Genomic DNA, 15763 nt, shown 5'->3' with positions numbered 1-15763 from the left:
TCTCTTCCGAGAGAGTTGGTTACCAAAGTGGGATGGCTGTGGTGAGGAATCAGCCGGGGTGATGGCGTTGCGTCACGGTCGAGAATGAGGCTGCCGATGAAGATCGCAAGGGAACAAAAGGCTCTCTGCCGAGGCGCACTATGTCTCAGGGTCTACATCCGGTGCTGCAAGTAGTGATCGCTCTGGCGGCGCTCGCGATACTGGTGTGGCCTGCCGACGGAGCGAATTGGGTGGACTCGGATGGTGGAGAGTTTGACGGTGCTGGTCGCCGCGACCTGTGAGTGTGTGATCTCTGCGCTGTGAGTGTGGAATTGGGCTTGTCTGCTCTGATGGACGATGACGCGCGTGGATCTTTGGTCTTCGGTCAGCGAGTGGGGAACGATAGCTCCATCGAGACGTCTGCGCGGGCGTAGGGGGATGGCACTACGCGGTCTGGCGGGAGGCGTCTGAAACCGACCGCTTCGTAGAGGTGAATGGCTGGGGTTAGCTTGTGGTTGGTTTCGAGATAGAGCCGGGTTGCGCCTGAGGTCCTCGCTTCGTCCACGACGGTTTGGAGGAGGCGACGTCCGATTCCGGTTCCCTGGCAAGCTTGGGTAACGGCCATCTTGGCTACTTCGAACTCTCCGGGTTTCATCGCGACAAGAGCACAGCAGCCGACGGTCTCGCCGTTTTGAATGGCGAAGAAGATGCGGCCGCCATGATCGAGGATGGTTGCCTGTGGGTTGGAGAGGGAGTAAAGGTCCTTGGGTTCGAGGACGAACTCGCGGGTGATCCACTCTTCGTTGAGGCGGCGGAAGGCGATCTTGTCTTCCGGTTCGAACTCCCGGATCTTGAACTCCAGGGCTGTGTTGTTCATGAGACCTCCACTGAATCTTTTGTTCCGGAAAGGGTCACTGGCGGTGTGTCCTGCACTCAACGCTACGAGGAGTGGCGCGGGATGTCCAATAGCTGAAAGGTCGCGATCTATATGATTGAGATATGAATGAGCGCATCGAGCTGCGGCATCTGCGGTACTTCCTGGCGGTTGCGGAGACGCTTCACTTCAGCAAGGCGGCGAGACGTCTGGGGATGGCGCAGCCTCCGTTGAGCCAGCAGATCAAACGGCTGGAACAGATGCTTGGTCATGCGTTGTTTGAGCGGACGACACGCGGAGTGAAGCTGACGGCTGCCGGTCAGCTGCTTGCGAGACGTGCGAGGAGCACGATGGAGAAGGTGGACGAGGACCTTGCCCAGGTTAGGCGTTTGGGTCGCGGTGAGGAGGGAACGCTGACGGTGGGTTTCAGCGGCTCGGTGATGTTTACGGAGCTGCCGGCTGCTATTCAAAGTTTTCGGCGCCATTATCCGAAGGTGGAGTTGCGTCTTCGGGAGTTGGTGACGTCGGCGCAGATTGCCGCGTTGTTGAATGGGCAGATCGACTTGGCGTTTCTGCGGGATGGAGATCCGACCGAGGGGATTCGCATCACTACTTTGTTGAAGGAGAGGTATGTGGCGGTGTTGCCGGAGGCGCACCCGCTGGCCCAACGGAAGACGCTGGGCGTGAAGGCGTTGGAGGGCGAACCGTTCATCATGTTTGCGCGGCGGATGGGTCCGCTGGCCTATGACCGGACGATTGCGTGCTGCGAACGGAGCGGGTTTCGTCCGAACATCGTTCAAGATGCGCCGCAGTGGTTGACGCTAGTGCGCTTGGTGGCGGCGGGACTTGGGGTGACGCTGGCACCGGCTTGCGTGGCGAGGGTTGCGATGCCGGGGGCGGTGTATCGAGCGGTGACGGCTGCTTGCCGGACGACGATTGATCTTGGAGTAAAGACGGGTGCGGAGAGCGTTCTTGCGAGGAACTTCATCGAGATTGCGAATCAGCATCTGGTGGGTTGATCTCTGACGTTGGCAGCTTTTTGGTTACGGCTCATCGCCGGGCGAACTGAAGAGTTGGCGAATGGCCACGAAGCCGATAGAATAGAGAAACAGGCCGATGTAGCTCAGTTGGTAGAGCAACTGATTCGTAATCAGTAGGTCAGCGGTTCAACTCCGCTCATCGGCTCCACAATCCCTTTAAAGATGAATTATTTGGTAGGCTCTGCTCCTGCAGTTGGGGAGACGGTGCGATTTGAGGGCGTGCCTCCTCTTGGAGGAGCTTTGCCTTGGGTGCGGCCCGTGGCCAATCGCAAAAAGTGCCGAGGCGACCAAAAAATGCGAGGGCGCTTGAATCAATGCTATAAACACTGCACCTAGCTTTCTCCTTGGCAAGGGTCTGTGTTTTTTCAAGGTCACATGGGACTCGCCGGATTGAGTTGGCAGTAATTCTTCGGGTTGTGGGGCCCCGTATTTCAATTCAATGGAATGATAGTGAAATCAACAAGGAGAGAGCTATGTCAAACATGACGAAGTGGACCACTCAGCATTTGGTTGAGAAGGGGAACAAGCATGGGCTGAGCGGGGTTCATCCGGATTGGGGGATGCACCCGTCGTGGATCGCGGGAATCGAGGGTTTGGACGCTTATAACCGCTGGGTGTCCGAGGTGCTGATGCCGATCGTGTTCCAGTGGATCGACGAGAACTATGACGAGGTCTATGCGAGCGTACCGCCTGATTTGGAGGACGATGTGGGTGTTGTCATCGCATCTGCCTTCGAGATCGTGAAGGGCATGCAGAATTACACGGATGGAGAGAATAAAGCTCAAGAATTCGCTACAGCGCATGGGCACGGGCAGGTCGATCTCACGACAATCAACCCGGTATGGACCGATATCATCTCAAAGGTAAGAAACGACACGACGGCGGAATTTCAAAAGTACAAGGGTGTTCTCAAAGACACGATTTGATTGATCTTAGGTAGATCTGCGGTTGATCTGCGGTGAGGCCGCTCACAGGCATTTTTACAGGTTCCGATTGGCCGGCGCGATGTCGGTCGATTCTTCGCCCATGGGGACGCGGACCAGGGTGACGACGGTGATGTCGTCGTCCTGACCAAAGTGCACGGCGGCTTCGGCGGCGCGGGCGGCGTTGGGGAGTGCCGCGAAGAGTTCGCGCGTCCGGTCGAAGCCGTAGAGTTCGCCGGACTTGTTGCGGGCTTCTAGGAGTCCGTCGGTATAGAGGGCGAGGTGATCGTTGACCTGCAAAGGCAGGCGGCTATCCGGATAGGCGACGGTGGGAAACAGGCCGAGCGGGAACGACCCGGGGATGACTACCTCTCGATCGTTGAGGTAGGGAGGGGGGTGTCCGGCGCTGGCGAGGACGCAGTTGCCGTGGGGATCGAGACGCAGGGCCACGCACGTGGCAAAACCGCCATGCAGGCGGCCGGTCAGTCTCCGGTTCAACTCGGTCAATAGTTGAGCGGGGCTGTGAGTGTTTTCCACCAGGACGCGCACCAGTCCGACGATGAGTGAGACCGCGATGGCAGCCTTGAGGCCTTTTCCGCTGACATCGCCGAGGATGACAAGGGTGAAGTCGCCATCGAGGGGGATGATCTGGAAGAAGTCTCCGCCGACCTCAAGTGCGGGGCGATAGGCACTGGTGACGGCGAAGCCAGGGATCGAAGGGAAGGTTTCGGGGATGAGCACGTGCTGGAGTTCGCGGGCACTGCTCATCTCGTGCTCGAGAAGGCTGCGGCGGCGGCGGTCCTCCATGGAGGTGCGATAGACGGAGTAGAGCAGAGCGACGAGCAGGAAGATTCCGGCGAGCGTGGGCAGGGATACGGCGTTGCCGTAGAGGTGAAAGAGGGGGGCGCGTAGTTTGTCGGCGAGGGTCCAGTGGGTGAAGCGCTGTCCCTGGGGAGCTAGCCTCTGGACGACCTGAATCATGCCCCAGAGAAATGCTGCGATGACTAGTAAGCGACGGGCCAGATCCAGATGGCGGTGCTGTTTGATGGCGAGGGCGACGAGTGCAAGGGGAACTGCCGCGGTGATGAAGTAGATCCCTGTGAGCACCGCGTCCGCGATCTGAATGAGCCAGAACCAACTCACGCTCGCATCCAGGAGCGACAGAAGGCCATCGGAGATACTGGCTGCCAGGCTGATGATGGCAAAGCGACGGATGAGTTTTGTTAATGATGGGTTGTCGTCGAGGTGCAGAAGCCAGAGCAGCAGAAACCAGAGAGAGATGTCGCGAATCGAGGAGACGGGCGGTCCGAGCGCGTTTGATAAGCCTACGGGCCACGCGATACGCATTCCGTAGAGGACCAGCCGGAGGAGCGGGCTCAGGGCGAATCCGGTCATCCACAGGAGGGCTTTCTGCTGTCGATCTCGAAGCCAGGCGAAGAGGGCGAGGAGCCCGGCGATTCCGTAGAGGAGGTATTGGCTGAACGAAAATTGATTGGCGCGGAGCCACTGATAGTCGAGCGTGGTTTTATACGCGGCTACGGATTCGGGATAGCCGATGACGGGGGATCCCTCGAAGCCGCCGGATTGTCCTGAGTCCTCGGAGGTAAGAGGAGCCTTCCAGACGCGGATGGCGAGTGTGCCGTTTTCGTGCTCCGACCCAGACTCAGGGGTTGCCGGGTGGAGCGGGTAGGTAGCTGGTGCGTTTGAGGATCGATACCAGATGGGGTAGGGAGGGAACTTTCCGCTGCGGCCGATGGAACTGCCGTTCCAGAAGATCTCGTACACGTCGTCGAGGTGGGGCACGAGGAGGGCGAAGCTGGGTTGATCTCTTGGGGACGGGTTGAGCGACAGGTGCAGGCGGTACCATGCATAGCCGGTGTAACTCGTGTAGCCCTGCTCGCCCCAGGGTTTCTCTGCGGTGAGTTGTTCCCATTGGGAGTCATCGAAGGAGGGCGAGGCCCAGGTGGGATCGTCGCCCAGGTGGAAGCGCCAGGGGCCATCAAGTCGTGCGACGGCTCTGCCTAAGCCTTCAATCGCGAGAGTGGATGCGGGGGGCTGGCCGAGCGCGGGTGCCGGTGGAGATGCGACGAGGAAGGAGACGCTAAGCAGGTGTGCGGGCAGGCAGCACGAATGCGATAGACGCCAGGCAGGCCGAAGCATGTGGCCAGCATACGCCGGGTTTCCATGTGTGAGGAATCGAACGTACTCTGCAGATTCTTGCGATGTCTTTGGGGCGGAGCTTTTCTGGTTTGAATTGGAGTGAAAAATCGGTCTTGATTTTTATTGCATATTGCGATATAAATATTGCGATTTGTAATTGTCATGAGACTCAGCGACAAAATCCGTTATCTGCGTGAGGTTGAGGGCAGCCTTCGTGGTCTTAATCGCGCTATGACGCAACAGGAGCTGGTTCGGGCGATTCAACAAGAGAATGGTGCGGGTAAGAAGGCAGGCAACAGGGCAAACAAGGGAACTATCAGCCAGTCGTATCTGTCTCAGATTGAGAGTGGCGCGCGCCCGCACCTGACGAACACGACGCGGCTGCTGCTGGCGAAGTTCTTCAAAGTTCATCCCGGCTATCTCGTCGATGATCCAGAGGGTTATCACTCCGAGTTGATCTCCGACCTGCGAACGGCGGAAGACAAGCTCGACCTGTGGCTGGTCGGAGGCGTCGAACGCTTCCGTCGTGACCCGGCACTCTGCCAGGCTCTGCTGGCGCTGGCGAACCATAGCGATTCACGGCGCTGCTTTCTTCTGATCGAGAGCATTCTTGAGACGCCTGCTCTGCTGGATCGTCTGTTTCAGGTTCTTCGTCCTGAAGGCTCTTCGATGATGGCTCCACTAACTCAACCGGCTCCAAAGAAAGCCGCGAAACGGAGCACCAAATAATATGGACTCCTTCTATCTCATCTGTTTCTGTGTCGGCTTGGTGCTTAGCCTGATCTCGGTCGTTGGGGGTTTCGGCCATCTGCATATCGGCCGATTCCATATTGGCAATGTGGCTCACGGTCATGCCGCGCATGGGGCACATCGGGGATCAGGCTTGTCTGCGGTGAACGGCTTCACCATCACGGTGTTTCTGTGCTGGTTTGGCGGCGCCGGGTATCTGCTGCACCACTCGAGCATCTTCGGCGGCGTGCTGATTTTGCTGACTGCATTGATAAGCGGTGTCGCCGGGGCCGCGCTCATCTGGGCTGTTCTCTTCAAGCTGCTTCTTCCTCATGAGCGGATTCTGACTCCGGAAGAGACGGAGATGGCGGGCGTACTTGCCCAGGTGAGCGACTCCATTCGTGACGGGGATGGGATTGGCGAGATTATCTTTTCGCAGGCCGGGGCTCGTCGTGCGGCTGCTGCCCGGAGCGAAGACGGCAGCGCCATCGCGCGAGGAACGGAGGTTGTTGTTATTCGTTATGACCGCGGCGTTGCCTACGTCCGTCGATGGGACGAACTCGCGAATGGAATGCACGATGCGTTGTAGATCATGATTGTAATTTTTGTTGATCGTCGTTCCTGATCCGGGCGGCCTCACTTGCCGAGGCACATCACCCGCTCAACCCTCTCTTGAGGCAAGCACATTACACGCTCTCTCGTCCGTCTGGACAAAGGACTGGGACAAAGGAACGATATGCCGAACTCGGTCGTTATTATTGTTGGTCTGGTAGTTCTCGCCACTCTCGCATTGGCCCTTCTAATGGCTAAGATGTTTCGCAAGGCTGGTCCTAACGAAGCGATTATTGTCTATGGATTCCGCGGGCCGCGCGTCATCAAGGGCGGCGGCGCGGTGATCTTTCCGGTCGTGGAAAACTCTCGTCAACTTTCGCTGGAGCTGATGAGCTTTGACGTTGCGCCGCAGCAGGATCTCTACACCAAGCAGGGTGTCGCGGTGACTGTGGAGGCTGTTGCGCAGATCAAAGTTCGTTCGGACAAAGAGTCGATCCTCACTGCAGCGGAACAGTTTCTGACGAAGTCTCCTGACCAGCGCGAGGGTCTCATTCGACTGGTGATGGAGGGTCATCTGCGCGGCATTATTGGTCAGCTTACCGTTGAGCAGATTGTGAAAGAGCCGGAGATGGTGGCTGAACGGATGCGCTCTACTTGTATGGATGACATGAGCAAGATGGGGCTTGAGGTGATCTCTTTCACGATTCGCGAGGTGCGCGATAAGAACGAGTACATCACCAACATGGGCCGTCCAGATGTGGCTCGCATACGACGCGATGCCGAGATTGCTACGGCAGAGGCTGAGCGCGATACGGCGATTCGCCGCGCCATTGCACTACGCGAGGCAGCAGTCGCCAAGTCCTCGGCGGATCAGGATCGCGTGATCGCAGAGACAGCGTCGCTTGCAAAACAGGCGGAGGCTCAACGTGACCTTGATATCCAGAAGGCGCAGTTCATGGAGCAGAGCCGTCGCCAGGAGGCTCAGGCGGATAAGGCGTACGAACTCCAGACCAACGTCATGCAGCAGAAGGTCGTTGCCGAGCAGGTTCGCGTTCAGCAGGTTGAGAAGCAGGAGCAGGTGAAGGTGCAGGAGGCTGAGATTCTGCGTCATGAAAAGGAGCTGATTGCGACGGTGCTCAAGGGCTCTGAGATTGAGCGTCAGCGCATCGAGAATATCGCTCAGGCCGATAAGGCTCGCGTCATGATGGAGGCCGAGGGTCGTGCCGCAGCCACGAAGCTGCAGGGCGAGGCGGAGGCCAACATCATCTTTCAGAAGGGCGAGGCGGAGGCGAAAGCGATGAACGTAAAGGCCGAAGCTTACCAGGAGTGGACGCAGGCCGCCGTCGTCGACAAGCTCATCACCAACATGGCCGATGTGGTTCGGGCTATGGCGGAGCCTTTGAGTAAGGTCGACAAGATCACGATTGTTTCGACGGGGAACGATGGGGCGACCGGAGCCAGCAAGATCACGGGCGAGATGACGAAGATCGCTGCCCAGGTTCCTGCGCTCTTCGAGGCTCTCTCGGGCATGAACCTTCATGATCTAATGTCGAACGTCAAAGCGATGAAGCCTCGCGATGACAGCAACGGTCCACAAGCCTGACCTAACAGCCAGCGCGGAGAAAACTCTCTCCGCGCTGGACGCACTACCGCAGTAAAGGAGGAATCCCATGGCACTGCTTGAGCGTGTAGGAACACTTCTACGAGCCAACATCAACGACCTTATCGAGAGGGCGGAAGATCCTGAGAAGCTGGCGAAGCAACTCGTGCTGGATATGGAAAACCAGCTGCTCCAGGTCAAGACGCAGGTCGCTATCGCGATTGCCGACCAGCACCTTCTCGAGAAAAAGCTCAAGGAGTACGAGGTTGCTATAACCCAGTGGAATCGGAAGGCGGAGCTCGCGGTGCAGAAGCAACAGGACGATCTGGCCCGCGCTGCGTTGGAGCGCAGCCTGAGCAACCAACAGCTGACAGCAAACTTTGCGCAGCAGCTTGAAGATCAGAAGGCTGAGACAGAGACTCTTCGCAACGCCTTCAATCGGCTGCAGCAGAAGCTGTCCGAGACGCGCTCGGCTTGCGAGTTATTGATCGCTCAGCAACGCCGCGCCCGCACGGTAGGCAAGGCGAACGCTGCCCGCACGATCGCTGCCTCGCACCAGAGATCGACCGCCATGAACCGGCTGCGCTCGAGCATTCAGCGTGAGGAGGCCGACAACTTTGCCAGCCATGTGGTTCTTGAATCTCAATCTCTTGAAGAACGGCTCAACACTTTGGAAAAAGAGGATCAGATCGAGCGGCTGCTTGAAGATCTCAAGAGCAGGCAACCGCGTCTTAGCTAAAGGGGTTCGGACAGTTGAATTTCCGAATGTGAATTTGGTTTGAAGATCGGTGAACCCATTTGGGTACGAGTTATCCACCACTATTCGAGGGGGTTAGAAGGTTTTGGTCTTGATTGGCGCGGGTTTCGAAGGCATACTCCAGAGAGAGTTCGCAGGATGAACTTGTAAGACGGTGCCAACTGAGACACCACTGTGACCCGATATAGCCGTCAAGACGTAATCCGGATCCTTCACTTGCAGGCACGCCAGCTAACGGCGTGGGAGCGAGCGGGACTGATCTCTCCCACGGATGACTACTCTTTTGAAGCGCTGGGTCAGCTGCGCAGGCTGCGCGATCTGCAGGCGACGACAAAGATCTCTGCGAAAAATATACGAGTGTCGGTGGAGGCCATGCAGCGGCTAGGCGGAGTAGGGAATCCGCTGCTGGAGGCGAGCTTTGTGCGGCGCGGATCACGGTTGAGCTTTCGACATGGCGGTGCGCTGATGGATCCGCTGACGCAGCAGCTGGCCTTTGACTTTGAAACTGCGCCGGCGCGTCAGCTTCGTGTCGTGGGTAGTGGGGATGCCGGTTTGCGACAGGCGGCAGAGATCCAGGAGATGTTTTTGCGTGCGGTGCAGTTGGAGGAAAATCCGGCTACGATCCAGCAGGCTGCCGAGATCTATGCTGCGATTCTGGCGATGCGCCCGCAGCATGCGCCGGCGTTGATCAATCTTGGGACGATCCACTACAACCTGCGGCGGTTTGAGGATGCGGAAGGGCTCTATCGACAGGCGACGGTGGCCGACCCGGAGTATGCGCTTGCGTTCTTCGATCTGGGCAATGTGCTGGACGAGATGCAGCGTCTGGCTGAGGCGACGACCGCTTATCAGAAGGCTGTTGCTCTGGTTCCGCAGTATGCCGATGCACACTACAACCTTGCGCTGGCGTATGAGCGGCAGGGGCAGCGTCGAAGGGCGTTGCGACACTGGCTGGCTTATGTGCGGCTCGATCCGGTGGGACCGTGGGCCAATCATGCCAGAGAGCAGGCTCGGAAGATTTTGAATACCGAGAAGCTCTCGATCGTCACCCGGCGTGGGCGGTTGGTTAAGGTCGCGGGCTAGCGATTTGCTCTCTTCTTGATGAGCGACTAGACAGGTGCCTTTGCTCAATTAGTTGAGTGAATGGCTATTCAGTTGTGTGCTCAAGATGCTAGACTCGCCTTTTCCTGATACGGGCAGAGGTGAGTGGATGTCGCAGCAGGTTGGACCGATGGCGTTGACGCCGCTAGGGGATGACGAGCAGCTTTTTCGTAATACGATACGGCGCTTTGCGGTAGAACAAATCGGTCCGCTCGTACGCGGCATGGATGAGTCACAGCAGATGGATGCCGGACTTATCCGGAAACTCTTCGAACTTGGGTTGATGGGGATCGAGATTCCCGAGGAGTACGGTGGGGCAGGGGGCACGTTTTTCAATGCGATTCTCGCGGTCGAAGAGATCTCTGCGGTCGATCCGTCGGTCGGGGTTATGGTCGATGTGCAAAACACGCTGTGCATCAATGCGCTGGTGCGATGGGCGAATGAAGAGCAGAAGAAAAAATACCTGACGCGCCTTGCGACAGACACCATCGGATCGTATGCGCTCAGCGAAGCTTCGTCGGGGTCTGACGCCTTTGCGTTGCAGACGCGCGCGGTGAAGCGCGGGGACGATTATGTTCTCAACGGACAGAAGCTGTGGATCACGAATGCAAAAGAGGCAGGGCTGTTTATTGTCTTTGCGACGATCGATCCGGCAGCCGGTTACAAGGGGATTACGGCGTTTCTGGTTGAGAAGGGTGCAGCCGGATTTACGCTTGGGAAGAAGGAAGACAAGCTTGGTATTCGCGCGTCGAGTACCTGCGAACTCATCTTTAACGACTGCGTTGTGCCTGCGGCGCAGGTGCTGGGCGAGCCGGGCAAGGGATACAAGATCGCTATCGAGACGCTGAACGAAGGCCGTATCGGGATTGGCTCGCAGATGCTGGGGCTGGCCGAAGGTGCATGGGGCTATGCGGCGAAGTGGGCGAAGGAGCGCAAACAGTTCGGTAAGACCCTGGTGGAGTTTCAGGCGATGCAGTTTCAACTGGCCGAGATGGCGACGGAGATCGAAGCGGCGAAGCTGATGGTTTATAACGCGGCTCGACTGAAGGATGCGAGACTGGATTTTCTGAAGGAGGCGGCGATGTGCAAGTACTTCACGTCGCAGGTGGCGGAGCGCGTTGCCAGTTTAGCGGTCGAGATCTATGGGGGTTCGGGCTTTGTAAAGGACTACCCTGTCGAGAAGCTGTATCGCGACGCCAAGATCGGCAAGATCTATGAAGGGACGTCGTTCATGCAGTTAGCTACTATCGCTAAGTTGACGTTAGGCAAGGTTTAGCCTATCCGCGCGGACTCTGGCTCTGGTCGAGCAGGCTCTAATGCTTTACACTTGAATTAGAGCATTGGTATGACCACTTCATTACGATCCGAACAACGTGCTCCGCTGCCTTTTCTGGGGCTGGCTTGCGCAGTTGGTGTTTCGACGATCTACTACAACCAGCCGCTTCTGCTGGAGATGGGCCGTTCGTATGGCGTTACGGCTGGCCATGTGGGCTTTGTGGCGGTGGCGACCCAGGTGGGTTACGCGTGTGGTTTGCTAGCCTTCGTTCCGCTGGGCGATGTGCTGGAACGCCGCGCCCTGATGATGAAGATGTATGGTGCGGAGGCGGTTGCGCTTCTGCTGGTCGCGCTTGCCCCCGGACTGACCTGGCTTATCGTTGCGAGTGTGTTGCTTGGACTCTTTGCGTCGGTCACCCATGTTGCGCTTCCGATTGCGCCCGATCTGGTTTCGCATGAAAAGCGCGGTCGGGCTATCGGTACGGTGATGACTGGACTGCTGCTGGGTATTCTGCTGGCCCGCACTTTTGCGGGGTGGGTGAGCGGTATTCATGGCTGGCGCTGGGTCTTTGTGGTGGCGGCGGTGGTGAATGCGGCCTTTGTTCCGCTGATGGGGCGGGTGATGCCCAAGCTGCCCCCGAAGCAGCAGTTGCGCTACTCCGATGCGATGAAGTCGCTCTGGACGCTCTTTCGCACGCAGCCTCTGTTGAGAGAGTCCTCCGTTGTCGGGGCACTAGTCTTTGCGTCATTCAGCTGTTTTTGGACGACGCTGGCTTTTGTGCTGCATAGTCACTACGGGCTGGGCGCCGGGGTCGCGGGTACCTTCGGGGTGGTTGGCGCGGCGGGAGCGTTGGTCGCACCACTTGCAGGGAGGCTGTCCGATAGGCATGGGTCGCGATGGGTGATCTCGCTTGGGATGGGCCTGCTCACGTTTTCCTACGTTTTATTGTGGGTGGAAGAAGTAGCCGGGCTGCCGATCACGATCCATATCATCGCGCTGGCGGTCGGAGTGCTGGTGCTCGACGTAGGAGCGCAGATGACGCAGGTCGCCAATCAGACACGGATCTTCGGGCTGATGCCCTCTGCGCGCAGCCGGATCAATACGGTTTATATGACGGTGTACTTTAGCGGGGCGGCAGTGGGATCGGCTCTGGCGACTATCGCATGGGAGCACTGGAGGTGGAACGGAGTCTGTTGCCTGGCTATCGGCTTTATCGCGTTGGCGGGGCTGCGACATGCGACCGGAGGCCGCGATGCTGGAGCAGATTACCACCAGGTCAAAGAAGAAGATCTCTTGCTCGAGGCTTAAGTAAGCTCGGGAAGCTTAGAGGGGCGCAGACGCTTGGTACGGGTGGTGGGCGAGGCGGGGATCGAACCCACAACCCCGAGCTTAGAAGGCTCGTGCTCTATCCAATTGAGCTACTCGCCCGTATGCGTCTGTATTGATTGTATCGGGGAAGGCGACCCAGAGGGTTTGGAAAATTGGGGGCTAGCCCAAGGCAAGATCCTTGCTGCGCAACAGTGCGACGACAGCGTCCAAGGCCGAGGCCCAGTTCTGTTCTGCTGCCTGGGGGTCGTGACCGATGGCCTTCACGTACAGGCTGATGGCAAAACCCTCCTGCGGGCCGGTGAGATCGACGAGCGCAGGTCGGATGACGCAGTCGAGCATGGCATAGGGCTGATCGAGCGGAGCGGAGTGACGGGTCAAGCGATGCACCCTTTGCTCCATCTGGTGGTAGGAGGCGAAGAGAGATCGCTCGCGCCAGAGGATGTCGATGTAGCTGCCGAAGCCTGCCGGGGCGTCGTCGGAGGTTGCGTCGAGGTTTGCGCGGAGAGCGTCAAGCTCCTCTGCTTCGAGCGGCCATACATCGCACTTCGCGGTGAATACAGCGGATCGTGGGGCATTGAGCGCGCGCAGGGCATGCATCAGCGGGGGATGCTGCTCGACTTCGGGGAGATGGTCGAGGTCGTAAGGGTTCTCGCGGAGATCGATGAATCGGCGATTGCCGGAGGGATCGGATGGGTCAGACCAGGGAACCACGAGTACAGGATCGTCTGAAGAACATTCGGCGGACCAGTCAGAGAGCATTACGAACTATCTTATGCGTTGGCGAGCAGGAAGCGCAGCAGGGTGTGCTCGGCCCAGTAGCCATCGTAGCCACTGTCGGCATCGGGCCGCGCGAGGAAGGCGCAGTGACCTCCGTGATGGGTCGTGATCAGCTGGATACTCGGATTGGCCTCGAGTGTTTTGCAACTCTCATCGCTGATGCGGACAAAGGGATCGTCCAATGCATGAAGGATGAGTGTCGGCACGGCGATCTGGTCGATGACGCGGGCGGCAGCGGCGCGGTAGTAGTAGTCGTCCGCTCCAGTGAAACCTGAATAGAAGGCGGTGATACGGTCGTCCAACTCGCGCAGAGAACGGATCCCAGTGGCGAGAGTGGGATCGTAGACGTGAGGAAACAGCGCGACCTTGCGGCGATAACGGCTGAGAAGAGCGCGCAAGAACTTCAGCTCGTAGACCCGATTGTACGGGCGATGCAGAGCGTCAGCCGATGGGCCAAGATCGAGCGCGGGCGATACGCCGATGACGGAGTGCAGCTCTGGGGGAGCAGCAGAGCCAAGCTCGCCGGCAAGCTTGAGGACGAGATTTCCGCCCATCGAGTAACCGATCAAGGATACTGACCGCAGGCGGTGTTGTGCGACGAAGAAGTCCATCACGGCGAGTACGTCGTTGGAGAGACCGGAGTGATAGAGCGTCTGCGTGAGCGCTTCGGTGCCTCCGCAGTTACGCATGTTCATGCGGATGATGTTGCATCCGGCTCGCCAGAGCTTGTTCGAGTTGCCGATGACGTACTGTGAGTTCGAGGAGCCTTCCAGCCCATGGACGAGAATGGCTGTTGGGCGCGAGGAGCGAACCTCCTCGGGCTGCCAATGACAGTGGCAAAGAACCTGACTTGCGATCTGGCTGGGTGTGGCGGGCGAAACCTCGACGAGCGTTGCCTCGGGCGCGGGCAAACTGTTGAGTCGCGGCAGGTAGTTGCCCATGATCGTCTGCAGATGTCCGTTGATTATGAAACGTCGAGGCTGAAACTCTACGGCGTGGCTCTCGATGCTCTCGATCTCCGCTGTCGGCATTACTGCTTCTCCGACAGTGCCTGAATGCGGGCAAGAAATTGCGTAGCGTTGAGTGCGCCGGTGGGCTCGTCCTCGTGTTTGAAGTAGACGTAGACGTCGCGCTGCTGGGCGAGAGCTGCGAAACGTTGAGCAAAGGCATCCAACTCGATTGGCGAGTAGCCGCTGCTTCGCCGCAGCCGGTAACAGGTGTAGTCCTTCGCGGTGTGCACCTCCGGCGTGAGCAGGTCGTCGCTCTCGGCGATGCAGACTGCTGCGTTGTGCTCGCGTAAGACTGCATAGATCTTCTCGTCGAACCAGGACTCGTGACGGAATTCAAAGGCGATTAGCGGTGCGCTGCTTCCGTGGAGGGCAGAGAGAAAGAGGAAGGTGCTGAGAAGTTCGGCGTCAGCCTTGAAGTTCGGAGGAAGCTGGAAGAGCAGAAGGCCAAGTTTGCCGGACTGACGAACTGGTTCAAGGGCTGCCACAAACTGAGTTACCAGTTCTTCGCAACTGCGCAGCCGCTTGAGGTGGGTGATGCGTTGTGGGGCCTTGAAGCTGAAGCGAAACTCTGACGGCGTCGCGGCAAGCCAACTCTCGAGTATCTTCGCCGTCGGCAGGGCACGGAAGGTGTAGTTGACCTCCACCGAGGTAAGTTGCGAGGCGTAAAACTCCAGAAACTTTTTGGCGGGTGTGCCAGCAGGATAGAACTCCGGCTTCCAGGTGGGATAGGCCCAACCCGAGGTCCCGGCATAGAGGCGCGCCAGTGATTTAGGAGCGGCTACCGGGGCGGGCGTAGAGGGAGCTTTTGGCACGCGGGGCAAAGGTTGATCCGCAGGTTAAAGATTTGAGAAGTTTGGGGCGGCTAGTGGGTTTCGAACCCACGACATCCGCTGCCACAGAGCGGCGTTCTGCCACTGAACTATAGCCGCCGTATACTGGAATTATAGCACTGGCCGCCTGCGAGACAATCTCCCAGCCGGGCGGGGAGGGTCCGATGCCGTTTACCGCAAAGCCGGAGGTCTTGTCTCCTCGCCTGAAACGTGGCGGAAAAGCCTTTGATGACGAGAACCTGGACCTGCTTTCGCATGTTTTAGACGATTTCATCAGGATTCCCGGCACCTCGATCCGCTTCGGACTGGACGGCATTGTGGGGTTCATTCCAGGCATCGGTGATCTGATAGGCGGAATCGCCTCTTGCATCATTATCGTAGCGGCCTGGGTGCGCGGGGTTTCGTATGCCACCGTGGCGCGCATGGTCGCCAATGTTGCGATTGAGGTCGTGGTGGGGTCGGTTCCGGTTCTCGGCGATATGTTCGACATCGCCTGGCGCGCCAACCGGCGGAACTACGCTCTCCTTGTCGGCAGCGTGGATGAGCCGCGCAAGCATACGCTGCAGAGCTGGCTCTTTCTTGGAGTGCTCTGTCTTGTGTTAGCCGGGCTGATCATTTTGCCGCTCCTTCTGTTCACGTGGGTCTTTGACGGCCTCTTCCACGCGCTTCGGGACTGGCAGCCACGGCTTGTTTCGAACGCTTTGATCGCGGTAGCTGACTCGATGCGATAAACTAAAGGAAGTCGGGGCGTAGCGCAGTCTGGTAGCGCATCTGGTTTGGGACCAGAGGGTCGGGGGTTCGAATCCCTCCGCCCCGACCATTTTGA

At 58.4% G+C, this 15763-nt stretch carries 16 protein-coding genes and 4 tRNA genes; 13 read left to right on the top strand and 7 right to left on the bottom strand.

What is annotated here, in order from left to right; all coding sequences use genetic code 11:
* Window positions 1–140 precede the first annotated feature (140 nt).
* Entirely contained in the window at window positions 141–281 is a 141-nt protein-coding gene (locus HDF08_RS15850; RefSeq protein ID WP_179639570.1) for a hypothetical protein, read from the top strand.
* Between the two features lie 83 nt (window positions 282–364).
* Here the strand turns inward: HDF08_RS15850 and HDF08_RS15845 are convergent, their stop codons facing one another.
* A complete protein-coding gene (locus HDF08_RS15845) occupies window positions 365–856 on the bottom strand; it encodes a GNAT family N-acetyltransferase (RefSeq protein WP_179639569.1) in 492 nt (163 codons plus the stop codon).
* Between the two features lie 122 nt (window positions 857–978).
* Between HDF08_RS15845 and HDF08_RS15840 the strand changes: the two genes are divergently transcribed.
* From HDF08_RS15840 to HDF08_RS15830, 3 genes are all read left to right on the top strand, one after another.
* On the top strand, window positions 979–1872 hold the full coding sequence (locus HDF08_RS15840) for a LysR substrate-binding domain-containing protein (protein WP_179639568.1): 894 nt from the start codon (window positions 979–981) through the stop codon (window positions 1870–1872).
* 93 nt (window positions 1873–1965) lie between these two features.
* A tRNA-Thr gene (locus HDF08_RS15835) sits at window positions 1966–2041 on the top strand.
* Window positions 2042–2366: 325 nt separating this feature from the next.
* On the top strand, window positions 2367–2819 hold the full coding sequence (locus HDF08_RS15830) for a hypothetical protein (RefSeq protein ID WP_179639567.1): 453 nt from the start codon (window positions 2367–2369) through the stop codon (window positions 2817–2819).
* 54 nt (window positions 2820–2873) lie between these two features.
* Here the strand turns inward: HDF08_RS15830 and HDF08_RS15825 are convergent, their stop codons facing one another.
* Window positions 2874–4976, bottom strand: coding sequence for a PP2C family protein-serine/threonine phosphatase (locus HDF08_RS15825; RefSeq protein ID WP_179639566.1), 2103 nt, complete (start codon window positions 4974–4976; stop codon window positions 2874–2876).
* Between the two features lie 162 nt (window positions 4977–5138).
* On the opposite strand from HDF08_RS15825, the gene HDF08_RS15820 reads away from it, so the two are divergent.
* The 7 genes from HDF08_RS15820 (at window position 5139) to HDF08_RS15790 (ending at window position 12299) form a co-directional block, all read left to right on the top strand.
* Window positions 5139–5705, top strand: coding sequence for a helix-turn-helix domain-containing protein (locus tag HDF08_RS15820; RefSeq protein WP_179639565.1), 567 nt, complete (start codon window positions 5139–5141; stop codon window positions 5703–5705).
* A 1-nt stretch (window position 5706) separates the two neighbouring features.
* Window positions 5707–6294 (top strand): NfeD family membrane protein, encoded by a 588-nt coding sequence (locus tag HDF08_RS15815; protein WP_179639564.1) that lies wholly within the window; start codon window positions 5707–5709, stop codon window positions 6292–6294.
* 147 nt (window positions 6295–6441) lie between these two features.
* The gene (locus tag HDF08_RS15810) at window positions 6442–7860 is read left to right on the top strand and encodes a flotillin family protein (protein WP_179639563.1); all 1419 of its coding nucleotides are present in this window, start codon (window positions 6442–6444) and stop codon (window positions 7858–7860) included.
* 67 nt (window positions 7861–7927) lie between these two features.
* A complete protein-coding gene (locus tag HDF08_RS15805) occupies window positions 7928–8596 on the top strand; it encodes a PspA/IM30 family protein (RefSeq protein WP_179639562.1) in 669 nt (222 codons plus the stop codon).
* Between the two features lie 234 nt (window positions 8597–8830).
* Window positions 8831–9697 (top strand): tetratricopeptide repeat protein, encoded by an 867-nt coding sequence (locus tag HDF08_RS15800; protein ID WP_179639561.1) that lies wholly within the window; start codon window positions 8831–8833, stop codon window positions 9695–9697.
* A gap of 127 nt (window positions 9698–9824) precedes the next feature.
* Window positions 9825–10991 (top strand): acyl-CoA dehydrogenase, encoded by a 1167-nt coding sequence (locus HDF08_RS15795; RefSeq protein ID WP_179639560.1) that lies wholly within the window; start codon window positions 9825–9827, stop codon window positions 10989–10991.
* A gap of 69 nt (window positions 10992–11060) precedes the next feature.
* Window positions 11061–12299, top strand: coding sequence for an MFS transporter (locus HDF08_RS15790; protein WP_179639559.1), 1239 nt, complete (start codon window positions 11061–11063; stop codon window positions 12297–12299).
* Between the two features lie 43 nt (window positions 12300–12342).
* Here the strand turns inward: HDF08_RS15790 and HDF08_RS15785 are convergent.
* The 5 genes from HDF08_RS15785 to HDF08_RS15765 all read right to left on the bottom strand — a co-directional run bounded on the left by HDF08_RS15785 (window position 12343) and on the right by HDF08_RS15765 (window position 15036).
* Window positions 12343–12419, bottom strand: a tRNA-Arg gene (locus HDF08_RS15785).
* Between the two features lie 60 nt (window positions 12420–12479).
* Window positions 12480–13079, bottom strand: a complete 600-nt coding sequence (locus HDF08_RS15780) for a hypothetical protein (protein ID WP_179639558.1) — start codon at window positions 13077–13079, stop codon at window positions 12480–12482.
* Between the two features lie 11 nt (window positions 13080–13090).
* Window positions 13091–14128: a YheT family hydrolase gene (locus HDF08_RS15775; RefSeq protein WP_179639557.1), complete on the bottom strand. Its 1038-nt coding sequence runs from the start codon at window positions 14126–14128 to the stop codon at window positions 13091–13093.
* Window positions 14128–14919, bottom strand: coding sequence for a DUF72 domain-containing protein (locus HDF08_RS15770; protein WP_373563207.1), 792 nt, complete (start codon window positions 14917–14919; stop codon window positions 14128–14130). Before HDF08_RS15770 ends, HDF08_RS15775 begins: the two co-directional genes overlap by 1 nt.
* A 42-nt stretch (window positions 14920–14961) precedes the next feature.
* A tRNA-His gene (locus HDF08_RS15765) sits at window positions 14962–15036 on the bottom strand.
* A 65-nt stretch (window positions 15037–15101) separates the two neighbouring features.
* Between HDF08_RS15765 and HDF08_RS15760 the strand changes: the two genes are divergently transcribed.
* Window positions 15102–15668 carry a DUF4112 domain-containing protein gene (locus HDF08_RS15760; protein WP_179639556.1) on the top strand — a complete coding sequence of 189 codons (567 nt, stop codon included), beginning with the start codon at window positions 15102–15104 and terminating at the stop codon, window positions 15666–15668.
* 12 nt (window positions 15669–15680) lie between these two features.
* Window positions 15681–15757, top strand: a tRNA-Pro gene (locus tag HDF08_RS15755).
* Window positions 15758–15763: the final 6 nt, after the last annotated feature.

The organism is Tunturiibacter empetritectus, from assembly GCF_013410875.1.
In the GTDB taxonomy this organism is placed as follows: Bacteria; Acidobacteriota; Terriglobia; order Terriglobales; family Acidobacteriaceae; genus Edaphobacter; species Edaphobacter empetritectus.
Note: the sequence above shows the minus strand (reverse complement) of the source record. Positions and strands in the feature narration are given on the sequence as shown.

What these genes read in the sequence shown, in the direction of transcription:
- HDF08_RS15850 (WP_179639570.1), top strand. Translation starts at nt 141, where the DNA reads ATGTCTCAGGGTCTACATCCGGTGCTGCAAGTAGTGATCGCTCTGGCG.
- HDF08_RS15845 (WP_179639569.1), bottom strand. Translation starts at nt 856, where the DNA reads ATGAACAACACAGCCCTGGAGTTCAAGATCCGGGAGTTCGAACCGGAA.
- HDF08_RS15840 (WP_179639568.1), top strand. Translation starts at nt 979, where the DNA reads ATGAATGAGCGCATCGAGCTGCGGCATCTGCGGTACTTCCTGGCGGTT.
- HDF08_RS15830 (WP_179639567.1), top strand. Translation starts at nt 2,367, where the DNA reads ATGTCAAACATGACGAAGTGGACCACTCAGCATTTGGTTGAGAAGGGG.
- HDF08_RS15825 (WP_179639566.1), bottom strand. Translation starts at nt 4,976, where the DNA reads ATGCTTCGGCCTGCCTGGCGTCTATCGCATTCGTGCTGCCTGCCCGCA.
- HDF08_RS15820 (WP_179639565.1), top strand. Translation starts at nt 5,139, where the DNA reads ATGAGACTCAGCGACAAAATCCGTTATCTGCGTGAGGTTGAGGGCAGC.
- HDF08_RS15815 (WP_179639564.1), top strand. Translation starts at nt 5,707, where the DNA reads ATGGACTCCTTCTATCTCATCTGTTTCTGTGTCGGCTTGGTGCTTAGC.
- HDF08_RS15810 (WP_179639563.1), top strand. Translation starts at nt 6,442, where the DNA reads ATGCCGAACTCGGTCGTTATTATTGTTGGTCTGGTAGTTCTCGCCACT.
- HDF08_RS15805 (WP_179639562.1), top strand. Translation starts at nt 7,928, where the DNA reads ATGGCACTGCTTGAGCGTGTAGGAACACTTCTACGAGCCAACATCAAC.
- HDF08_RS15795 (WP_179639560.1), top strand. Translation starts at nt 9,825, where the DNA reads ATGTCGCAGCAGGTTGGACCGATGGCGTTGACGCCGCTAGGGGATGAC.
- HDF08_RS15790 (WP_179639559.1), top strand. Translation starts at nt 11,061, where the DNA reads ATGACCACTTCATTACGATCCGAACAACGTGCTCCGCTGCCTTTTCTG.
- HDF08_RS15780 (WP_179639558.1), bottom strand. Translation starts at nt 13,079, where the DNA reads ATGCTCTCTGACTGGTCCGCCGAATGTTCTTCAGACGATCCTGTACTC.
- HDF08_RS15775 (WP_179639557.1), bottom strand. Translation starts at nt 14,128, where the DNA reads ATGCCGACAGCGGAGATCGAGAGCATCGAGAGCCACGCCGTAGAGTTT.
- HDF08_RS15760 (WP_179639556.1), top strand. Translation starts at nt 15,102, where the DNA reads ATGCCGTTTACCGCAAAGCCGGAGGTCTTGTCTCCTCGCCTGAAACGT.